The sequence below is a fragment of the Paraburkholderia sp. IMGN_8 genome (assembly GCF_038050405.1).
Classification (GTDB): domain Bacteria; phylum Pseudomonadota; class Gammaproteobacteria; order Burkholderiales; family Burkholderiaceae; genus Paraburkholderia.
In genome coordinates, this window is sequence record NZ_CP150900.1 from 4,107,846 (window position 1) to 4,127,789 (window position 19,944).

General features: G+C 63.6%; 18 protein-coding genes and 1 pseudogene. 9 read left to right on the plus strand and 10 right to left on the minus strand.

Annotated features, from left to right (window positions below; translation table 11 throughout):
* Window positions 1-23: 23 nt before the first annotated feature.
* Genes WN982_RS18690 through WN982_RS18705 form a run of 4 tightly spaced genes read right to left on the minus strand, consistent with a single transcriptional unit; the run spans window position 24 to window position 3,679 of the window.
* Window positions 24-650, minus strand: a complete 627-nt coding sequence (locus WN982_RS18690; RefSeq protein ID WP_341313388.1) for an ABC-type transport auxiliary lipoprotein family protein — start codon at window positions 648-650, stop codon at window positions 24-26.
* A 29-nt stretch (window positions 651-679) separates the two neighbouring features.
* A complete protein-coding gene (locus WN982_RS18695) occupies window positions 680-1,654 on the minus strand; it encodes an MlaD family protein (RefSeq protein ID WP_341313389.1) in 975 nt (324 codons plus the stop codon).
* Between the two features lie 16 nt (window positions 1,655-1,670).
* A complete protein-coding gene (locus tag WN982_RS18700; protein ID WP_341313390.1) occupies window positions 1,671-2,549 on the minus strand; it encodes an ATP-binding cassette domain-containing protein in 879 nt (292 codons plus the stop codon).
* Window positions 2,546-3,679, minus strand: coding sequence for an ABC transporter permease (locus WN982_RS18705; protein WP_341313391.1), 1,134 nt, complete (start codon window positions 3,677-3,679; stop codon window positions 2,546-2,548). Before WN982_RS18705 ends, WN982_RS18700 begins: the two co-directional genes overlap by 4 nt.
* A 105-nt stretch (window positions 3,680-3,784) precedes the next feature.
* Here WN982_RS18705 and WN982_RS18710 point away from each other — a divergent pair, with 105 nt between their 5' ends.
* The 3 genes from WN982_RS18710 to WN982_RS18720 are packed head-to-tail and all read left to right on the plus strand — an operon-like array spanning window position 3,785 to window position 5,796.
* Window positions 3,785-4,690 (plus strand): biotin--[acetyl-CoA-carboxylase] ligase, encoded by a 906-nt coding sequence (locus WN982_RS18710; RefSeq protein ID WP_341313392.1) that lies wholly within the window; start codon window positions 3,785-3,787, stop codon window positions 4,688-4,690.
* On the plus strand, window positions 4,687-5,502 hold the full coding sequence (locus WN982_RS18715; RefSeq protein ID WP_341313393.1) for a type III pantothenate kinase: 816 nt from the start codon (window positions 4,687-4,689) through the stop codon (window positions 5,500-5,502). The genes WN982_RS18710 and WN982_RS18715 overlap by 4 nt, the downstream gene beginning before the upstream one ends.
* Before the next feature lie 54 nt (window positions 5,503-5,556).
* Window positions 5,557-5,796 (plus strand): hypothetical protein, encoded by a 240-nt coding sequence (locus WN982_RS18720; protein ID WP_341313394.1) that lies wholly within the window; start codon window positions 5,557-5,559, stop codon window positions 5,794-5,796.
* Between the two features lie 447 nt (window positions 5,797-6,243).
* On the opposite strand, the gene rfaE2 is transcribed toward WN982_RS18720, so the two are convergent.
* From rfaE2 to WN982_RS18750, 6 genes are all read right to left on the minus strand, one after another.
* A complete protein-coding gene (gene rfaE2 / locus WN982_RS18725) occupies window positions 6,244-6,726 on the minus strand; it encodes a D-glycero-beta-D-manno-heptose 1-phosphate adenylyltransferase (protein ID WP_341315841.1) in 483 nt (160 codons plus the stop codon).
* A gap of 148 nt (window positions 6,727-6,874) precedes the next feature.
* Window positions 6,875-7,747, minus strand: coding sequence for a ferritin-like domain-containing protein (locus WN982_RS18730; protein ID WP_172171086.1), 873 nt, complete (start codon window positions 7,745-7,747; stop codon window positions 6,875-6,877).
* A 554-nt stretch (window positions 7,748-8,301) separates the two neighbouring features.
* On the minus strand, window positions 8,302-9,087 hold the full coding sequence (locus WN982_RS18735; protein WP_341313395.1) for a PhaM family polyhydroxyalkanoate granule multifunctional regulatory protein: 786 nt from the start codon (window positions 9,085-9,087) through the stop codon (window positions 8,302-8,304).
* 214 nt (window positions 9,088-9,301) lie between these two features.
* Window positions 9,302-10,198 carry an enoyl-CoA hydratase/isomerase family protein gene (locus WN982_RS18740; protein ID WP_341313396.1) on the minus strand — a complete coding sequence of 299 codons (897 nt, stop codon included), beginning with the start codon at window positions 10,196-10,198 and terminating at the stop codon, window positions 9,302-9,304.
* A gap of 58 nt (window positions 10,199-10,256) precedes the next feature.
* A complete protein-coding gene (locus WN982_RS18745) occupies window positions 10,257-11,477 on the minus strand; it encodes an ABC transporter substrate-binding protein (RefSeq protein ID WP_341313397.1) in 1,221 nt (406 codons plus the stop codon).
* Between the two features lie 239 nt (window positions 11,478-11,716).
* Complete coding sequence (locus WN982_RS18750) at window positions 11,717-12,700, minus strand: fumarylacetoacetate hydrolase family protein (protein WP_341313398.1); 984 nt, start codon at window positions 12,698-12,700, stop codon at window positions 11,717-11,719.
* A gap of 155 nt (window positions 12,701-12,855) precedes the next feature.
* Between WN982_RS18750 and WN982_RS18755 the strand changes: the two genes are divergently transcribed.
* The 6 genes and pseudogenes from WN982_RS18755 to metH all read left to right on the plus strand — a co-directional run bounded on the left by WN982_RS18755 (window position 12,856) and on the right by metH (window position 19,932).
* Complete coding sequence (locus WN982_RS18755) at window positions 12,856-13,755, plus strand: IclR family transcriptional regulator (RefSeq protein ID WP_341313399.1); 900 nt, start codon at window positions 12,856-12,858, stop codon at window positions 13,753-13,755.
* 41 nt (window positions 13,756-13,796) lie between these two features.
* A complete protein-coding gene (locus WN982_RS18760) occupies window positions 13,797-15,065 on the plus strand; it encodes a DUF3108 domain-containing protein (RefSeq protein ID WP_341313400.1) in 1,269 nt (422 codons plus the stop codon).
* Window positions 15,066-15,078: 13 nt separating this feature from the next.
* Window positions 15,079-15,378, plus strand: a pseudogene (locus WN982_RS18765) (3-oxoadipate enol-lactonase); the annotation flags it as partial.
* Between the two features lie 118 nt (window positions 15,379-15,496).
* Window positions 15,497-15,754, plus strand: a complete 258-nt coding sequence (locus tag WN982_RS18770) for a DUF3567 domain-containing protein (RefSeq protein ID WP_007179533.1) — start codon at window positions 15,497-15,499, stop codon at window positions 15,752-15,754.
* Between the two features lie 304 nt (window positions 15,755-16,058).
* Window positions 16,059-17,129, plus strand: a complete 1,071-nt coding sequence (locus WN982_RS18775) for a homocysteine S-methyltransferase family protein (protein WP_341313401.1) — start codon at window positions 16,059-16,061, stop codon at window positions 17,127-17,129.
* 85 nt (window positions 17,130-17,214) lie between these two features.
* Complete coding sequence (metH, locus tag WN982_RS18780; protein WP_341313402.1) at window positions 17,215-19,932, plus strand: methionine synthase; 2,718 nt, start codon at window positions 17,215-17,217, stop codon at window positions 19,930-19,932.
* The last annotated feature ends 12 nt before the right edge of the window (window positions 19,933-19,944 follow it).

A 19,944-nucleotide genomic window follows, 5' to 3' on the forward strand; every position in this document is an offset into this window, starting at 1 on the left:
CCGTCGCGTGCGCTGCAAGCCCGTCATTGCGCGGCGACCAGCGCCTGCACGCCGAGCCATGCGCTGATCTGCGCGACGAGGTCGTCGCTGGCGGTGGCGAGCGCCTGCGCGCCGCCGGCGGCGTCGGCCGAACTGGACGGCGCGCGCGCAATAAATGTGCGCTGGCCGATCACCTTGCCGCTTTGGGTCAGCGTAGCGCGCGCGGTGACCGCGGCGTGACTTTCCGACTGGCTATCGAAGACCTGCTCGAACTCGCTCAAATCGACCTTCAGTACCGGCGCGCGCACGCCGTCCGCTCCCGTCAGCACGGTGCCGCGCGAACTGAGCGCGCTGCGCAGACGCTGAGTGAGCAACTGTGACGGCGCCATGGTCCAGTGACTATTCGCGTACGACGCCGTCTGCCGCGCATCGGCGTAGCTGAGCCGGTAGATCAGCTTGTCCGACTCGAGCGTGTCGGGCGCGCTCACATCGAGGACTTTTACCGGCGGCAGCGTGCCGGCCGAAACAGCCGGGTTCGGCGGCCCGAGGTCGTAGCGGATATCCGCGATCGCCGCGGGCGTGCCCGCGCAGCCCGCAGCCAGCACACCGAACGCGAGCAGCACCGCAAGCGCGGCGCGCGAGGAAAACAATCGGTGAATCGAGCGTGACATAACCATCTTCCTTCTTCAAAACCTTCAATTCATTTGGCGGCGGGCACAGCGGCGCGGGCAGCGGGCCACGCAAAACCGGCTTCGCCTGGACCGGGCGCCGCCTGCGGAGCGCCGAACAGCACGCTGCGTGGGTTGGTGCTGAACGTCTCAGCCGCGCGGTCCACCGAACGCGCTGCGGAGCGCACGTCTTCGGCGAGAGAATTGACGCGCGGCAGCGTGTCGTAACCGACGCGCGCCGACAACTCCTGTATCGAACTGTCCATCGACACCAGCGCGTCACCCGCTTGCTGCGCCGCCGCTCCGACCTTGTTCAGATTGGTCTCGAACGGGCCGTCCGGGCGATTCAGACTGGTGATCAGCTGATTCGTCGACGCCAGCGTGCGATCCAGCTGGTTGATCGTGGCGGGCAGCTTGCCGGCCGCCGGCGCCATCTGCTGCGTCAGCGTGGCGACGCCGTCGGCGGCCTTCTGAATGCTGGCCGCAGTGCCTTGCAACTGGCTGACCATTTCCGGCGACAACAGATTGTCGACGTCGTCGGTGACTTTTTCGAGTTTGCGTATCAGCACGTCGCCGCGTTGCTGCAACTGATCGAGCAAGCCCGGGTGCATCGGCAATTGCGCCACCTGCTTGGGCGACGACGACAGCGGCGACGGATCACGCCCGCTGTCGTCCAGCTGGATGAACGCAATACCCGTGACGCCCTGGAGGCCCAGGCTGCCGAAAGTCGAATGGGTAATCGGCGCGTGCTTGTCGACGAGGATGCGGATCAGGATCTGACCCGGATGCGCCGGATCGAATTTGATCGACTGCACCTTGCCGACGTCGAGCCCGCGATAACGCACCGCGGCGTCCGTGTAGAGCCCGGTCACGTTGGTACGCGCAATCAGATCGTACGGCACCCGCACCGAACGGTCGACGTTGAACAAAAAAGCCGCCAACCCTATGGCACCCAGCAAGATCACTGTGAAGAGCCCTGCCCAGAAGGCATATGATTTGTTTTCCATTCTCAGGTTCCCTGGTTCACAGCGGCAATTCGGACGATGCCGGTTCGAGCGCCGCGCGCGGCAGCTTCGCGCGGCGTTCCGGCGGCAGCGCCTGCAGCGCGCGACGCCCGCGCAGGCCGAGGAAATATTCGCGGATAAACGGATGATCGACGCCTGCCGCTTCTTCGACCGGCGCGGCGACCAGCACCTTGCGATCGGCCAGCACGGCCACACGGGTGGACAGCGCGACCATCGTGTCGAGATCGTGCGTGACCATCACCACCGTCAGTCCGAGCGCGCGATGCAGCGCGGCGATCAGTTCGACGAATTCATCGGACGCCTGCGGATCGAGACCGGCGGTCGGCTCGTCGAGGAACAGCAGTTCGGGTTCGAGCGCGATCGCGCGCGCAATGCCCACCCGCTTGATCATCCCGCCCGACAGCGCCGACGGCATCTTCGACGCGTGCTTGCACGGCAGGCCGACCATCTCGAGCTTGAGCATCACGATGTCGCGCAGCAGGTCTTCGGGCACCTTGCCGAGCTCGCGCAACGGCTGCGCGATGTTGTCGAACACCGATAGTGACGAGAACAGCGCGCCGCGCTGAAACAGCATGCCGGAGCGGCTGCGCATCAGGAGCGCGGTTTCGGGAGAAATCGTCGCGAGGTCTTCGCCGAACAGTTTGATCGTGCCGGACGACGGTTTTTCGAGCCCGAGAATCTGCCGCACCAGTGTGGTCTTGCCCGAGCCCGATCCGCCGACAATCGACACGATCTCGCCGCGCCGCACGTCGAAGTTCAGATGCTGGTGCACGATGTTGCGGCCGTAGCGCTTGGTGATGTCGATGACCTCGATCACCGGCTCGGCGATCTCGGGCATCGGTTGGCCGCGCACGGCCTGGGTGAGTGGCGCGATCATCCGAGCCCCACGTTCTGGAAGAGGATCGCGAACACCGCGTCCGCGAGAATCACGATGGTGATCGAAGTCACCACCGAGGTCGTCGTGCCTTCGCCGAGACTCTGCGAATTGGCTTTGATGCGAAAACCGAAGTGACAGCCGACGATCGCGATCAGCATGCCGAACGCGACGCCCTTGCCGAGGCCGATCCACAAGTTCGCGACCGGCACCACGCTCGGCAATGCGCGCGCGAAGTAGTTCATGTCGATGCCTAGCACGATCTTCGCCGCGAGCGCGCCGCCGGTCAACGCGATGATGTTGGTCCACATCACGAGGAGCGGCATCGCCACGCCGAGCGCGACCACCCGCGGCAAGATCAGTCGCAGCCCGTGCGGGATGCCCATCACGCGCATCGCGTCGAGTTCTTCGGTGACACGCATCACGCCGATCTGCGCGGTGATCGCCGAGCCCGAGCGGCCCGCCACCAGAATCGCCGACAACACCGGCCCTAGTTCGCGAATCACCGACAAGCCAAGAATGTTGACGATGTACTGGTTCGCGCCAAAAAGCCGCAGTTGCTGTGCGGACAGATAGCTGAGCACGATGCCGATCAGGAACGCGACCAGCGCGGTGATCGGCAGTGCCTTGCTGCCGGCGTTGTAAACGTTCGCGGAAATTTCGGTCCACGGCGTGATCTTCGGATTGCGCAGGATCGCCAACAGATCCAGCACGACGCGCCCAAACATCGCGACGCCGCCGTACAGATGCTCGAAGAAGGAGAAGATCCCCAGACCGAGCCGCGTGAACGGATCGAACTTGACCACCGGCTCGGCCTTTTCGCGCGCGGTGTCGAGCAGGGCGATGCGTTCGAAGATGTCGCGTTGCGTATCGGTGAGCGTAGTGTCGGCGGGCATCTTGTGGCCCCACACGCGCCACAGCGCCTGGCCGCCGACGTGGTCCATCCGGTCGACGCGCGACAGGTCCCACTGGCGGATGCCTTCGGCGCCGATCAGCGAGCGCAACTGCGGAATCACGTGGCCGGTGGAGCGGTCGCGCGCGAGCGCAAGCGCCGTCCACTGGCCCGAGAGCCGGACGATCTTGCCTTGGCTGCCTGCCGCGACTTCAAGGCCGGGCGGAGTGTCGTAGTTCAAGGATCGCTGGAATCTGGTTATCGGATTAAGGGCCATTGTAGCGAAGGCGCGGACGATGGATCGTGCTCTTGGGCCCGCCGTGTTCGCTATCGCTACAATATGAACATGAACGCCTCCAAGACCCCACCCCAAGCCGCTGCAACACATGACTGGCGCATCGACCGTGAGCGCGCCGTCGCGTTGTTCGGCCCGCATGCGCACGACTGGCCGATCGAAATCGTCGAGGAAACCGGCTCGACCAACGCCGACCTCATGACGCGCGTCAAAGCGCTGCCGCGCAAAGCCGGCGCGCTGCCGCGGCCGATCGTGCGGGTCGCGTATCTGCAAACCGCCGGCCGCGGCCGCCGTGGCCGGCCCTGGTACGCCGAGCCGGGCAATGCGCTGCTGTTTTCAGTGGCGTGCGTGCTGCTGCGTCCGCTGGAAGGACTGGCGGGCTTGAGCCTTGCCGTTGGCGTGGCGCTGGTCGACGGGCTGCGCTCGCTGCCGGTAGCGGGCCCCGGCCAGATCGCGCTGAAGTGGCCCAACGACGTGCTGCTCGAAGGCGACAAGCTGGCCGGCATCCTGATCGAAACCGCGTGGAGCACCGACGAAGCGAGCGCGGTGGTGATCGGTATCGGCACCAACGTGAAAGGCGCTGATGAACTCGCCGCCAAGGTCGGCGCGCTGAACGCGGATGTGCCGCCCCAGGCGCGCGGCACGGTGCCGACCGCGCTGCAACGCGCGCTGCCTAACGCGAACCTCACCGACACGCTGGCCGCGGAACTGAACGCGCTCGAACCGGCGTTGCAGCGCTTCGGCGCCGAAGGCTTCGCACCGTTCCAGCCGCGCTGGAACGCGGTGCATGCTTACGCGGGCCGCGAAGTGGTGCTGCTCGAGCAGGGCGAAGAACTTGCGCGCGGTGTGGCGGCTGGCGTCGACGAACGCGGTCAGTTGCTGCTCGACACGGCTTCGGGCCGTCAGACCATCGCGACCGGCGACGTCTCGCTGCGTCTGGCCGACGGTGCTGCATGACGAGCGGCGCGCCTTATCTGTTGATCGACGCCGGCAATAGCCGCATCAAATGGGCGCTGGTGCAGCAGGACGGCACGCAGAGCGCGACCGGCGCCCTCGCGCATGGCGGCGCGGATCAACCCGACTGGTCGAATTTGCCGACGCCAGGCGGCGCATGGTTATCGAACGTCGCAGGCGAGACGGTGGCAGCGCGGATCGGCGCGTTGCTGGACGCTCATTGGCCGCAGCTGCCGCTTACAACGATCCGCGCGTGCGCGCAGCAATGCGGCGTGACCAATAGCTACACGACGCCACATGCGCTCGGCAGCGACCGCTGGGCCGGCCTGATTGGCGCGCATGCGGCATTTCCGGGCGAGCATCTGTTGATTGCGACTTTCGGCACGGCGACCACGCTGGAAGCGTTGCGTGCGGACGGCTGCTTTGTCGGCGGATTGATTGCACCGGGCTGGACGCTGATGATGCGTTCATTGGGCGAGCACACTGCGCAACTGCCGACGCTCGACGCCAACGCCGCGCGCGGCCTGCTCAACGATGGCGACGCGCCTGCCGGCGAGCGCCGCGGCCCGTTCTTCGAGACTGACACCCCGCGTTCGTTGTCTGCGGGCTGCACGTTGGCGCAAGCGGGATTGATCGAGCGGATGTGGCGCGACTTGCAGGACGAGTGGCGCGTGCCGGTGCGGCTGGTGGTTAGCGGAGGCGCGGCTGACGAAGTGGCAGGTGCGCTGAAAGTACCGCATACTCGCCACGATTCGCTGGTGCTATCTGGGCTTGCTCTGATTGCTGCCGAGAGCACGACGGTGCGGGACACCTGAACTGCGGCCAGAGAAATAAATGGCGGCTCAACTTCTGGACGGGGAATATTAACGATGCTGCGCTGGCTGATAGCCATATTGTTTCTTGCCAACATGCTCGCATTCGTCGCGATGCGCGGCGTATTCGGCCCGACGCCTACAGCCGGCGGACGCGAGCCGAACCACCTGAACCGCCAGATTCATCCGGAGTGGTTGAAGATAAAGCCCGTGACAGCAGCCGAAGCCGCCGACCAGGCGATCGTGGGCGGCCCGGCGCCCACGGCGCCGATTGCGGCGTCGGCGTTGCCGCAGTAAAGAACAGACACGGAGAAGCACTCACCAGGCGACGTGAGAAGCACCGCCCGCCGCGCGAGCGGCCGGAAGCAACGTCAGCGACGCGCAGCGAAAGAGCAGCCAAGAAAGACACGCCACATACGGTGTTGGAAGTACCGCTGCGGCGCGCGCAGCGCCGCCGGAAGAATGACTGCCTTGTCACCAGCGCGGAGTGCGCGAGAACACTGATTCCAGATGCACCACAACCGTGACTGCGCGAGGGACCCGCTTAGCATTAGCGGTGTAAAGCCGCTTTCTTTTGCCTACTTTTCTTTGCGGCAGGCGCCCCGAAGGAAGTCCACTTGGTGGACAAAGAAAAGTAGGTGCCGCCCCGCACAGGGGCAACACTAATAAACCAATAACAATTCAAGAAAAGGCCAACACCGCAGACAAACAACCAATGCGGCCGCCAAAGGCAAAAACCAAACCTCACTCTTTTGCCCGAACCTTCTTCAAAAGCGCGGTAGTCGACCGCTCATGCTCGAAGGGAATAGCCAAAGCCTTCCCACCCCATCCCCGAACAATCGCCGACTCCGGCAAAGCATCCATATCGTAATCACCGCCCTTAACGAGCACATCCGGCCGCAGCGCCGAAATCAACTCAACGGGCGTCTGCTCACCAAAGCAAACCACATAATCGACGCTCTCGAGGGCAGCGAGCAAGGCCATCCGATCAGCCTCATTATTGATAGGCCGATCATCTCCTTTCCCGAGCATGCGAACAGAAGCATCGCTGTTCACGCCAACGATGAGACAAGCGCCGAGAGCCTTAGCATCAGCGAGATAAGTCACATGTCCGCGATGCAGAATATCGAACACACCGTTGGTAAAAACAACCGGCGCCGGCATAGAAGTACGAAGCCCAACAAGCGCATCGCGCGTAAAAATTTTGCGTTCGAAAGTAGCAGCCATGACGGAGTCAGAAAGAAAAAAAGAAGTGTCGCCACGATACACGCCGAACGGCATGAAGCAAAACAGCCCAGCAAGCTCACGCCTGCCGGGCCGTTCTTAAAACCAACAAACCAGCCCGCGGCGTAAACGCCAACGAACCGGAATACCGTCAAGCCGGCTGTTCAGCCGACTTCTGATCAGCCTGCAACCTCGCGACCACTTCCTTGCGATAGCGATTCAATTCCTGCGCCGTATTGAACGTGCGCTCGAACAGAATCGACAGATTGTGCAGAATCCGTTCGACCACCTTCTTTTCCCAGCCGTCGTCGAAACGGATCTGCTCGTCGAGCCAGCGTTCCAGCCATTCCGGATCCGGCAGACGCGATTGAATCGTGTCGCGCGGGAACAGCGCCTGATTCACGTGCAGGTTGGTCGGGTGCAGCGGCTTTTCAGTGCGGCGCGCCGATGCCATCAAGACGCCGATCTTCGCGAACGCAGCACGCGCGATGTCGCCGGTTTGCGTCATCGCTTTCTTCATGTAGCGCAGATAGGCGCCGCCATGCCGCGCTTCGTCGCGCGAAATGGTTTCGTAGATGGCCTTGATGACGGGCTCGGTATGCCATTCGGCTGCGCGGCGATACCAGTGATTCAGGCGGATTTCGCCGCAGAAGTGCAGCATCAGCGTTTCGAGCGGCGGCGCCGGATCGAATTCGAAGCGCACGGCGTGCAGTTCTTCTTCGGTCGGGCACATTTCCGGCTTGAAACGGCGCAGATACTCCATCAGCACCAGCGAGTGCTTCTGTTCTTCGAAGAACCACACGCTCATGAATGCGGAGAAATCGCTGTCGTGATGATTGTCACGCAGGAACATTTCCGTGGCGGGCAACGCCGACCATTCGGTGATCGCATTCATCTTGATCGTCGCGGCCTGCTCGTCGGTCAATAGCGATGCATCGAACTTGTCCCAGGGAATGTCTTTCTCCATGTCCCATCGAACGGATTCGAGCGATTTATAAAGTTCCGGATAAAGCATGGTGTTCATAGTCCCACCCCTGTTCTGCGCATACTGTCTGTGTCTGTTACTACTTACGTGTAGCACTTTTGCTTACGACGAACGAAACGCACCGTTTGTCGGCCAAGCATTCAATTTTACGCGGTAATCGGCCGCCTAGATGCACCTGGCAGCAAAGAAGTCCTGGGCGTTTGCACAGCGGCGACAACCATAGGTTTTGCGCTGCGCGGCCAACCGTGGGTGAGGGATACCCTGTGCCTGAGGTCGAGCCAGTTCGCGATGAAAACCGCACCGTCCAGCCCTACGCCGGTTGTGCCGGCTGCGAATGGAGCAAGGGCGGCTGGATTGGTTGTTTTTCAGCGCACGCCCAAAAGCCAAATAAAGCTTACACAATGATAGCACGCTGACTTTACGGAACCCGCGCGGTTAGCGCCGCAATCCCAGTGCCAGATTGACCGGCCTCAATAAAACCGGCAATTAAGCGAGTGTGACCGGCGATCATGGTCAAAATCGTGACAGGCGGCGAATTCACGTTCGTTTGCGCCGCCTGTGTATGGCTCTCGTGCCGGCCCGTTTCATTCCTGCTAAATGGACTTTTTTGTCGCTCGCGGGCTGGCAGTCGAACTGCTTGCGCGCCTGGCGGACGACGGCGCCCGTTTCGCCGCGGGACGTTTTGCCGCAGCTTCGGCCTCGCCACCCGCTTTCGCCGACGCCGTTTGCTCGTTCGCTTCCGCTTCTTCCCGCGACGCCGCCGCGGTCCCGCTCGCCGCGCCCGCGCTTGCGGCGCCCGGTTGGGTCATCGCGAACTGGGCAATCTGGTTGAATTGCGATTGCAGCAGATCCCACCAGGCGGAGGTGTCGAAGGGCGGCGTTGCGGCGGTATCGGCAGTGTCGGTGCCGGATTCGGCGCTTTCCGACGAACCGGCGCTCGCTGCACCCGATGCGTTCGACGACTCCGAATCCGGCCAGCCTGTCGCCGGCGATGGACCCGGCGCAGCCGCCGCCGAAGCCGGCTGCGACATCGACGACTGAGCAAATGCGCCGAACGCACGCAGGGTAGCGAGCGTCGCGCGCTGCACTTCGAGCGCCTGAATGGCGGACTGCAGCATGCTCAGATTCAGCTTGAGCCATTGCTCGACCGCACGCATATCGGTGATGCGCTTGTCGAGTTCTTCGACGTTGGTGAGCGGCGCCATCATGTCGGACATCATCGACAGCGATGGCCCGAGGCCGCCGGCAGGCTGCGCGCCGGAGAAGGCCGAGCCGAACGGCGAAAGACGCATCATGCCCCACATGTGCTCGAGCATTTCAGCGGGCGGAAAACCGGGAAAGCCGGGAAAGGGTGGCGTGGAGCCAGGTGTATCGGTCATGCTTGTCGCCTCGCTGCAGAAAGGGAAGGAAGTAGCGCCATCCCGCGCTCGTCTGATTCGATCATATACCGCGCTTTGCGCTGCGCCCGCGCTTCGTTTAGGCCGTTGTCTGGCCGGTTTTGGTCTGTTGTCCAGCCTGTTGTTCGGCCCGTTCCACGCAGTACCTCGCGTGCTGACTGGCCTGGCCTCGTGCGATACGAGCCGACACCCGGCATCAGGAGTGCTCACCGCCCGATGTGCCGCCGCGCGGCGCCTGTGGCGAATGCCCGCTCCACGGATCCGCGCCACCGAAATCCGGCGCGCGCCGCTCACGCAGCGAGCTCACACCTTCACGCACATCCGGCCCGGCAAAGCCCATGAATTCCAACGCCAGCGACGTATCGAACGCCGGCCCTGCCGAGCGCAGCCAGTTGTTCAACGCGTACTTGGTCCAGCGAATCGCCGTTTGCGAACCACTGGCCAGTTTTTGCGCGACTTCGAATGCCTTCGGCCGCAGATCGTTTTCATCGACGGCCAGCGACACCAGCCCGATTCGCTCCGCCTCTGCGCCGCTCACCGGCTCGCACAGCAGCAGGTAATACTTCGCCTTCGCCATGCCGCACAACAGGGGCCAGACGATTGCTGCGTGATCGCCGGCGGCAACGCCCAACCGCGTATGGCCGTCGATGATGCGCGCCGTCCTGGTCGCGATCGAGATATCGGCGAGCAGGCCGGCCACGAGCCCGGCGCCAACCGCCGGTCCGTGCATCGCCGAGACGATCGGCTTGCTGCAATTGATCACGTTGTAGACCAGATCCCGCGCCTCGCGCCAGACCCGCGCGCGCACCTCGAAATCGGTCGCCATGTCTTCGACCAGTTGCAGGTCCCCACCCGCTGAAAAGCCTTTGCCCTCGCCGCGAATGATCGCGACGCGCGTGTTGGGGTCCCGATCGATGTCGCGCCAGATTTCGGCGAGTTCGAAGTGCATTCGCGCGTCGGCCGTCGCGAGCCCGCTCTTGTTCGCGCCCTCGCCGCTCATCACGATCTCCAGCACGCCGTGCGGATGGCGGTGCAATTGGAGCGACCGGTAGTGCGCATAAAAAGGATCGTTGCTGTGTGGTGCTTGAGACATGGTGAGCAATCCGTCTATCGGTATGTCTGTTAAAAAGCCGCGCTCGTAAAGCGCAACATCAGCGCGGCTGATAAACCCACTTGGCATTCAGGATCTCGACCATGACGCGCGCCCGCTGATCGAGCCCGAGGTGATCGGTTGCGCTCATGTTGACCACGCCGTTGGTGTTCGCGAGCGCGCGCGTGGCTTCGAGCGCATCGCGCAGCGCGCGGCGAAATTCCGGCGTGCCGGGCGCGGCCTGTGTCAGGGCGATCGGCACCGCGTTGCCGAGCAGCATGCCCGCGTCCCACGTATACGAGCCGAACGCCGACACGCTGCCCGCCCCGCGCAGTGCCTCGAAGCGCGCGATGTAATCGAGCGCGAGACGCTTGGCCGGATGGTCCGTCGGCAATTGCGCGGCGACCAGCACCGGACTGGCGGGCAGGAAAGTGCCGTTGCAATCGGCGCCGCACACGCGCAGGAAGTCGTTATTGCCGACGCCGTGATTGTGATAAATCAGTCCTTTGAAGCCGCGCTCCCTGAGCGTCTTCGGCGGCAACGCGGCGGGCGTGCCGGCCGCGCCCACCACCACTGCATCGGGTTTGGCCGCGAGGATCTTGAGGACCTGACCGGTGACGCTCGGATCGGTGCGATTGAAACGCTCGCTCGCCACCACGTTGACGTGGTGCAGTTGCGCGAATTTCGCGACCTCGGTGTAGAACGTCTCGCCGAGCGCGTCGGCCTGGCCGATAAATGCGATCGTTTTAACGCCGCGCGCGCTGGCATGTTCGGCAATCGCCGACGCCATCATCGCGTCGGTTTGCGGGGTCTTGAATACCCAGTGGCGTTTCGCATCGACCGGGTCGATGATTTTCGCCGACGACGCCAGTGAGATCATCGGCGTTTCGCCGTCAGCGACCACGTCGATCATCGCGAGCGAATTCGGCGTGATCGACGAACCAATGATCACGTCGACGTGATCTTCGGAAATCAGCTTCTTGGTGTCCTGCACGGCCTGTGTGGTGTCGGACGCATCGTCGAGCACGATGTATTCGACTTTCTGACCGCCGAGCTGTTTGGGCAGCAGCGTGGCCGTGTCGCGCGCGGGAATACCGAGCGAAGCGGCCGGCCCGGTCAGCGACAGCACAAGGCCGATCTTCACCTGCGCAAGTACGATGCCCGGCAACGCCGCGCCCAGCACGGCAGCAAGGCGGGCGAGCCGATGCTGCAGTTTCGTTGCACGCAAGCTCGATGCGCGAGCACGCCGGGTCGCCGGCTCAGTCGACTCAAATCGCGGCATGCTGCCTTCTCCCGTTGGTTTTTCGTTTTGACGCCCAGCAGACGTACTGCCGATGCGCTGCTTATCTGCTGCTCCGCGGCTGTCCTGCAATGGACCGGCGGCCGGCTACCCCCGGGCCGCCACCGCGCCAGTCAGTGTAGCGGCGCGCTCTTGCGGCGGCATCGGGCGAAACCCTTTCGTGTGCGGAGAACCTTGCGCGGATGGCGCCCCGACACCGCATTCCGCACAAATCCGGTGCGTCAATCCAGCGGTGCGATGCCCTGGTCGATCGCACCGAAAATCGACTTGCCCGCTTCGTCGAACATCTCGATCTTCACCGTATCGCCGTATTTCATGAACTCGGTCTGCGGCGCGCCGTGCTCGATGGTTTCGAGGCAGCGCTTCTCGGCGATGCAGCAATAGCCGCGCTTCGCGTCCTTGTTCGACACCGTGCCCGACCCGACGATCGCGCCGGCGCGCAGATTGCGCGTTTTCGCCGCGTGCGAGATCAACTGGCCGAAGTGGAACACCATGTCGGTGCCGGCGTCCGGCTGGCCGACCTTCTTGCCGTTCCAGTGGACGATCATCGGCCGGTGCACGCGGCCTTCGCGCCAGTGTTCGCCGAGTTCGTCGGGTGTCACGGCGACCGGCGCGAACGAGCTCGCCGGCTTGCTCTGGAAAAAGCCAAAACCCTTCGCGAGTTCGGCAGGGATCAGATTGCGCAGCGAGACGTCGTTGACCAGCGTGATCAGGCGCACGCCTTTGAGCGCCTGATCGGGCGTGGCGCCCATCGGCACGTCGGCGGTGATCACCGCGACTTCCGCTTCGAAGTCGATGCCGAATTCTTCCGATGCGCACAGCACGTCGTCTTTCGGGCCGATGAAGTCGTCGCTGCCGCCCTGGTACATCAGCGGATCGGTCCAGAATTCCGGCGGCATGTCCGCGCCGCGTGCGCGCCGCACCAGTTCGACGTGGTTCACGTACGACGAACCGTCGGCCCACTGGAATGCGCGCGGCAGCGGCGCCATGCATTCCTTCGCGTCGAACGGGAAGGTGTTGCGGGCGCGCCCCTGATTGAGCGAGTCGTACAGGTCCTGCAGTTGCGGCGCATAGAAGGCCCAGTCGTCGAGCGCGCGCTGCAGCGTGGGCGCGATCGCGTCGGCAATCGCCGCGGTGTGCAGGTCGCGGGACACGACGATCAGTTGGCCGTCGCGCGTGCCGTCCTTCAGCGTGGCAAGTTTCATAGGGGAATGAGCCGTGTTAGTGACGATAGAGGGAATCTATTCTACGATGGTGAATCGCCGCGGCCCAAGCGCCGCTGCCCGGCCGCCGCCGCGGCGGCCCTGCTGTCCTGCTCGTTTTCCGACTGTCTTTTGAACGCGCTCCGTGCGCCCTGCTCATGCATCCAATTGCCCGCCCCGGCGCGATCCATACCGACGCCGCCCCAGCTGAACCGCTCGACCACGCGGAATCCGCGGATTCCGCCGACGACGAAACCGTCGAGGCCGGCGAGGAAAAGCTGCGCTCTGGCATTCAGTCGATCGAAGTCGGTTTCAGGCTGCTCGACGTGCTGACCCACGAACCGCGCGCGATGATGCTACGCGATCTGGCGCAGCGCGCCGGCATGAGTCCGGCCAAGGCGCATCGCTATCTGGTGAGTTTTCTGCGCCTGGGCGTGGTCGCGCAGGATCCGCTTTCTGGCCGCTACGAACTGGGCGGTTTCGCATTGCAATTGGGACTCGCGCGGCTCGCGCGTGTCGACGGCGTGAAGCTGGCGCGCATTGCGCTTGCCGAACTGCGCGACCGGCTCGATCTGACGGTAGGCATCGCGGTGTGGGGCAATCAGGGGCCGACGATGGTTCACTGGATGGAATCGAGCCACCCGGCCAAGGCGTCGCTCAAGCTCGGCGACGTGATGCCGCTGCTCAGTTCCGCCACCGGCCTGCTGTTTGCCGCCTATCTGCCGCCCAGCAAGACCGCTGCGATGCTGGAGCGCGAGCTGGCCGATTCGCGCCGCTCGGCGCACACCAGCGGACCACGCACGCGGGAAGAAGTCGAACGGGTATTGGCTGACGTGCGGCAACACGGAGCGGCACGCGTCGAAGGCATGTTGCTGCCGACTATCCACGCATTCTGCATGCCGGTGTTCGACTCGACCGGCGATCTCGCGCTCGGCCTGATCGCGCTCGGCCATGAAGGTGCGTTCGATATCAGTTGGGGCGGCGAGATCGATACGGCGATGCGCGAGTGTGCGCAAAAGCTGTCGTACGAGCTGGGGTATAGTGCGGCGCCGCGCTGAGCCACTGCGGTCACCTCCCACCTGCCAAAACTCACTCGCCGATGTCCTCACCGTCCATCACACGCCGCTCCGATCGCACGCAGCCTGTCGCCGCGCGCCGCGGTGTGCGCACGTGGCGCTGGATTGCGGTACTGGTCGTGGTAGCCGTCCTGCACTGGATCGCCGCGCAGTGGGTCGAGCACAACAGCGCGATGCTGAATGCATCGGACAAGGAGCATATTCCCGTGCAGGTCGCGCTACTGACGCCCGAGCGCATCGAGCGCAAACCTGTCGGCGCCGCGCCGCAACCGCAGCCGGTAGCACCAGCGCATAAGGCCGCCGCCAGCAAGCCGCGCGAACATGTACTGACCGCTACGCAGCCCGGAACAGAAGCGCACGCTTCCCCTAAGGCTGCGTCGGAGGCTGCAGCGAGCGCATCGGCCGCGGCAAGTAGCGCCAATGCAAGCGCAGCCGGCACGGCCAGCGCGCCCGCCGCCGCCAATGCGCCCCAAGCTTCACCCGGCGTGAAATTCTCCGTCCCGCCTTCGGGCGAACTGCAATACGACACGTTTTACAACGGCGTGCGCAACCAGCCAGGCACGATCCACTGGACCAGCAACGCCCAGAGCTATGAAATGGTCGTATCTGTGCCGCTACCGTTCATTGGCACGTTTGTCTATTCGAGCCGCGGCCGCATTGACGCATTCGGCCTCGCCCCCGAGCAATATGTCGAGAAGCGCGGCCGCCGGCCCGAAGACGTGTCGATCTTCAATCGCGCCGCCAAACAGGTCGCGTTCACGCGCACCCCGGCGACGCTGCCGCTGCCCGACGGCGCGCAAGACCGCTTCAGCATGGTGATGCAGCTCGCCAGCCTGGTGCGCGGCGATCCCGGCGCGTATCAGCCTGGCGTGACGCGGCAGTTCTTCGTCGTCGATAGCGACAGCGGTGAGAACTGGCCGGTCGAGACCATCGGCGAGGAGACCATCCGCACCGCGCAGGGCTACCTCGATACGCGCCATTTCAAACGGCTGCCCCGCCACGACGGCGATCGGCGCCGCATCGACGTGTGGCTCGCGCCGTCGCTCGGCTGGTTGCCTGCGCGAATCATGCAGACCGAACCGAACGGCACGCAATTCGAACTGGTGTGGCGCGGCAAGCTCGACGCTACGAGCGTCGGCGGCTCAGCCGGCAACACGGACAACAGCAGCAACGGTTCGCCTGACAATTCGGCAAACCCCACGCCATCTTCTGCACCGGCGGATACGCCCGAAGCCCCGCCTACTTCGCCGATCAATTCGACCGATCCCAGCAACCCGCCCGAAAAGCCCTGAATGCCTGCAGGGTCCTGAAACGGTCGAGCACATTCGCGACGTGCTCACGCATACGTTGTCAGAAGGCGACGCTCTCGCGTGCGAAGCCCTGCGCGATTTCGATGTACGCAGTAAGCTGGGGGCGTTGCATCTTCCCACCCTCGCGGTGGCGGGCCGCCACGACACGGGCACGCCACCGGCTGCTATGCGGGCAATAGCAGACGCCATCGAGGGCGCACAGTTCGAACGGCTTGAAGCCGCTCATCTTGCGCCGATCGAGCAATCTCACCGTTTTGCCGCACTGCTTGAAACGTTTCTTGAAAGGCCGGTCTAACCGGTAGGTTCGGAACTTTTGCAAGCATCAATCCGGACCCACCCCTTGAATTCCACACCATACGCTCCACCTATGGCGCAGGAATGGCCAGGAGCCAACGGAAATAAGGAGTGTCGCCATGCAAATGATCTACAACAGCCCCAACTATTGTGTCGTCGAGTTTCCGCCGCAGGAAGGTCCGCTGGCCATGAAGTCCGGTGGCTACGAGATCGTCGACAAGAACATGCAGCGCGAAATCTACATTGACGGTGCAATGGCGGCGCGCTTTCGCGAGCACGTGCAAAAACTGATCGAAGAGGAGCCGTCGCTGGACGAAGTAGACGAATTCCTCGGCCAGTTCGACAGTCTGATGCATCAACCGGTGATTCTTCACTAACCTCAAGGTTTGGCGTAACGATTTGGCGACATACATCGACCGCGCCGTCAGGCCTACCCGGCGGCCTTAACAAGACGGTCAGCTTCGATAGAACGGCCCAGCAGGCTTTTGCCTCGCTGGGCCGTTTTCTTTCTTCGTATTGTTTCGTTTCCCTGTGTGTTCGGGCATGTTCATGCGTTCTGGTTGCCAGGCAGCCGAACCCGCCGCACCCAGTGCGGTTGCGCCGCCCGCGCCCGGCGGAACCGCGCCGTAGCGGCTACAATGACAGGTTTCCCGAAAAAGCCGGCGCAAGCCCACGTCCGCCATGAACCAGCCTGCTCAAACCGCCTCGCCAGTCCGTCCTGACGCCGCCTATACGCGCGGCACGGCGCTGCCCGCGCTGCTCAAGTCGCGCATCCTGATCCTGGACGGCGCGATGGGCACGATGATCCAGCGCTACAAGCTCGACGAAGCCCGCTACCGCGGCGAACGCTTCAAGGATTACGGCCGCGACATCAAGGGCAACAACGAGTTGCTGTCGATCACGCAGCCGCAGATCATCAGCGAGATCCACGAGCAATATCTCGCGGCGGGCGCGGACATCATCGAGACCAATACCTTCGGCGCCACCACGGTCGCGCAGGCCGACTACGGGATGGAAGACCTCGCGATCGAGATGAACCTCGAATCGGCGAAGCTGGCGCGCGCCGCCTGCGACAAGTATTCGACGCCGGACAAGCCACGCTTTGTCGCCGGCGCGATCGGACCGACGCCGAAAACAGCGAGCATTTCTCCTGATGTGAACGATCCCGGCGCGCGCAACGTGACTTTCGACGAACTGCGCGCGGCGTACTACGAACAGGCGAAAGCGCTGCTCGACGGCGGCGCCGATCTGTTTCTCGTCGAAACGATCTTCGACACGCTCAATGCGAAGGCCGCGCTGTTCGCGCTGGATGAACTCTTCGAAGACACCGGCGAACGTCTGCCGATCATGATCTCGGGCACCGTCACCGACGCATCGGGCCGCATTCTGTCGGGGCAGACTGTCGAAGCGTTCTGGAATTCGCTGCGTCACGCCAAGCCGCTCACATTCGGCCTGAACTGCGCGTTGGGCGCGGCGTTGATGCGTCCGTACATCGCCGAACTGGCGAAGCTATGCGACACCTACGTGTCGTGCTACCCGAACGCCGGTTTGCCGAATCCGATGAGCGACACAGGCTTCGACGAATTGCCGGCTGATACGTCGGGATTGCTGAAGGAGTTCGCACAGGCAGGTCTCGTGAATATCGCCGGCGGCTGCTGCGGCACGACGCCGGAGCATATTGCGGCGATTGCCAAGGCGCTGGCCGAAGTCAAGCCACGCCCATGGCCGACCCAGTATCGCGACGCCGCCTGAGTCCGGCGGCTCTACCCTGACTCGCCGCTCGTCCGCTACCGAAACAGACGCACCTAATCGCACGCAATCGAACCGCACACACGCCATGACCGATCACACCATGCGCCTTTCCGGCCTCGAGCCGTTCAACGTCACGTCCGGGACGCTCTTCATCAACGTCGGTGAACGCACCAACGTGACCGGCTCGAAGGCGTTCGCGCGAATGATCCTGAACAACCAGTTCGACGAGGCGCTCGCCGTCGCGCGCCAGCAGGTCGAGAACGGCGCGCAGGTCATCGACGTCAACATGGACGAGGCGATGCTCGATTCGAAAGCGGCGATGGTGCGCTTCATGAATCTGATCGCATCGGAGCCGGACATCGCGCGCGTGCCGATCATGATCGACTCGTCGAAGTGGGAAGTGATCGAAGCGGGCCTGAAGTGCGTGCAGGGCAAGGCGATCGTCAACTCGATCTCGCTGAAGGAAGGCGAAGAGGCGTTCCGCCGTCACGCGACCTTGATTCGCCGCTACGGCGCGGCAGCCGTGGTGATGGCGTTCGACGAACAAGGCCAGGCCGATACATTCGAACGCAAGACGCAGATCTGCAAGCGCTCCTACGATTTTCTCGTGAACGAAGTCGGCTTCCCGCCGGAAGACATCATCTTCGATCCGAATATCTTCGCCATTGCGACCGGCATCGAAGAACATAACAACTACGCAGTCGACTTCATCAACGCGACGCGCTGGATCAAGGAAAACCTGCCGTACGCGAAGATCAGCGGCGGCGTGTCGAACGTGTCGTTCTCGTTCCGCGGCAACGACCCGGTGCGCGAAGCGATTCACACCGTGTTCCTCTATCACGCGATCCAGGCGGGGATGGACATGGGCATCGTCAACGCGGGCCAGCTCGGCGTGTATGCCGATCTCGATCCGGAGCTGCGCGAGCGCGTCGAAGACGTGGTGTTGAATCGCCGCGAGGACGGCACCGACCGTCTGCTGGAAATCGCCGACAAGTTCAAGACCGGCGCCGCGAAGAAGGAAGAGAACCTCGAGTGGCGCAACCAGCCGGTCGAGAAGCGCCTGTCGCATGCACTGGTGCACGGCATCACGAACTTCATCGTTGAAGACACCGAGGAAGTGCGCGCGAAGATCGCCGCGGCCGGCGGCCGTCCGATCAACGTGATCGAAGGCCCGCTGATGGACGGCATGAACATCGTCGGCGACCTGTTCGGCCAGGGCAAGATGTTCCTGCCGCAAGTCGTGAAGTCGGCCCGCGTGATGAAGCAGGCGGTCGCGCATCTGATCCCGTACATCGAAGAAGAAAAGAAGCTGCTCGCCGAAGCCGGCGCCGACGTGCGCGCGAAGGGCAAGATCGTCATCGCCACAGTGAAGGGCGACGTGCACGACATCGGCAAGAACATCGTGTCGGTGGTGCTTCAGTGCAATAACTTCGAAGTGGTCAACATGGGCGTGATGGTCTCGTGTAACGACATTCTCGCGAAGGCGAAGGTCGAAGGCGCGGACATCATCGGCTTGTCCGGTCTGATTACGCCTAGCCTGGAAGAGATGGCCTACGTCGCGTCGGAAATGCAGCGCGACGACTACTTCCGCGTCAAGAAGATTCCGCTGCTGATCGGCGGCGCGACCACCTCGCGCGTGCACACCGCCGTGAAGATCGCGCCGCACTACGAAGGCCCGGTGGTGTACGTGCCGGACGCGTCGCGCTCGGTCTCCGTGGCGTCGAGCCTGCTGTCCGACGAAGGCGCGGCCAGGTACGTGGACGACCTGAAAGCCGACTACGACCGCATCCGCGACCAGCACGCGAACAAGAAAGCGCAGCCGATGGTCACGCTCGCCGAAGCCCGTGCGAACAAAACCAAGGTCGATTGGGCGAGCTACCAGCCGGTCAAGCCGAAGTTCATCGGCCGCCGCGTGTTCAGGAACTTCGATCTGAACGAATTGGCGAACTACATCGACTGGGGTCCGTTCTTCCAGACCTGGGATCTCGCCGGCCCCTATCCGGCGATTCTGAACGACGAGATCGTCGGCGAATCGGCGCGGCGCGTGTTTTCCGACGGCAAGTCGATGCTCGCGCGCCTGATCCAGGGCCGCTGGCTGCAGGCTAACGGCGTGATCGCGCTGTTGCCGGCCAACACGGTGAACGACGACGACATTGAAATCTATACCGACGAATCCCGCTCCGAAGTCGCACTGACATGGCGCAACCTGCGCCAGCAAAGCGTGCGGCCGGTGGTGGACGGCGTGATGCGGCCGAACCGGTCGCTTGCCGACTTCATCGCGCCGAAGGATTCGGGCGTGGCCGACTACATCGGCATGTTCGCGGTCACGGCGGGTCTGGGCGTCGACGTGAAGGAAAAGCAGTTCGAGAAAGATCACGACGACTACAGCGCGATCATGCTGAAGGCGCTCGCCGACCGCTTCGCCGAGGCCTTCGCCGAAGCGATGCATGCCCGCGTGCGGCGCGACCTGTGGGGCTACGCGAACACCGAAACCCTCTCCAACGACGACCTGATCGCCGAAAAGTACGCCGGCATCCGCCCGGCGCCGGGCTACCCGGCCTGCCCGGACCACCTGGTCAAGCGCGACATGTTCGACGTGCTGCAGGCCACTGAAATCGGCATGAGCGTGACCGAATCGCTGGCGATGCTGCCGGCGGCGAGCGTCTCCGGCTTCTATCTGGCGCACCCGGACAGCACCTATTTCTCGGTTGGCAAGATCGGCCAGGACCAGCTGGAAGACTACGCAAAACGCATGTCGCTATCGAAAACGGACGCCGAACGGGCGCTGGCGCCATTGCTGTAAGCCTTGCGTGGC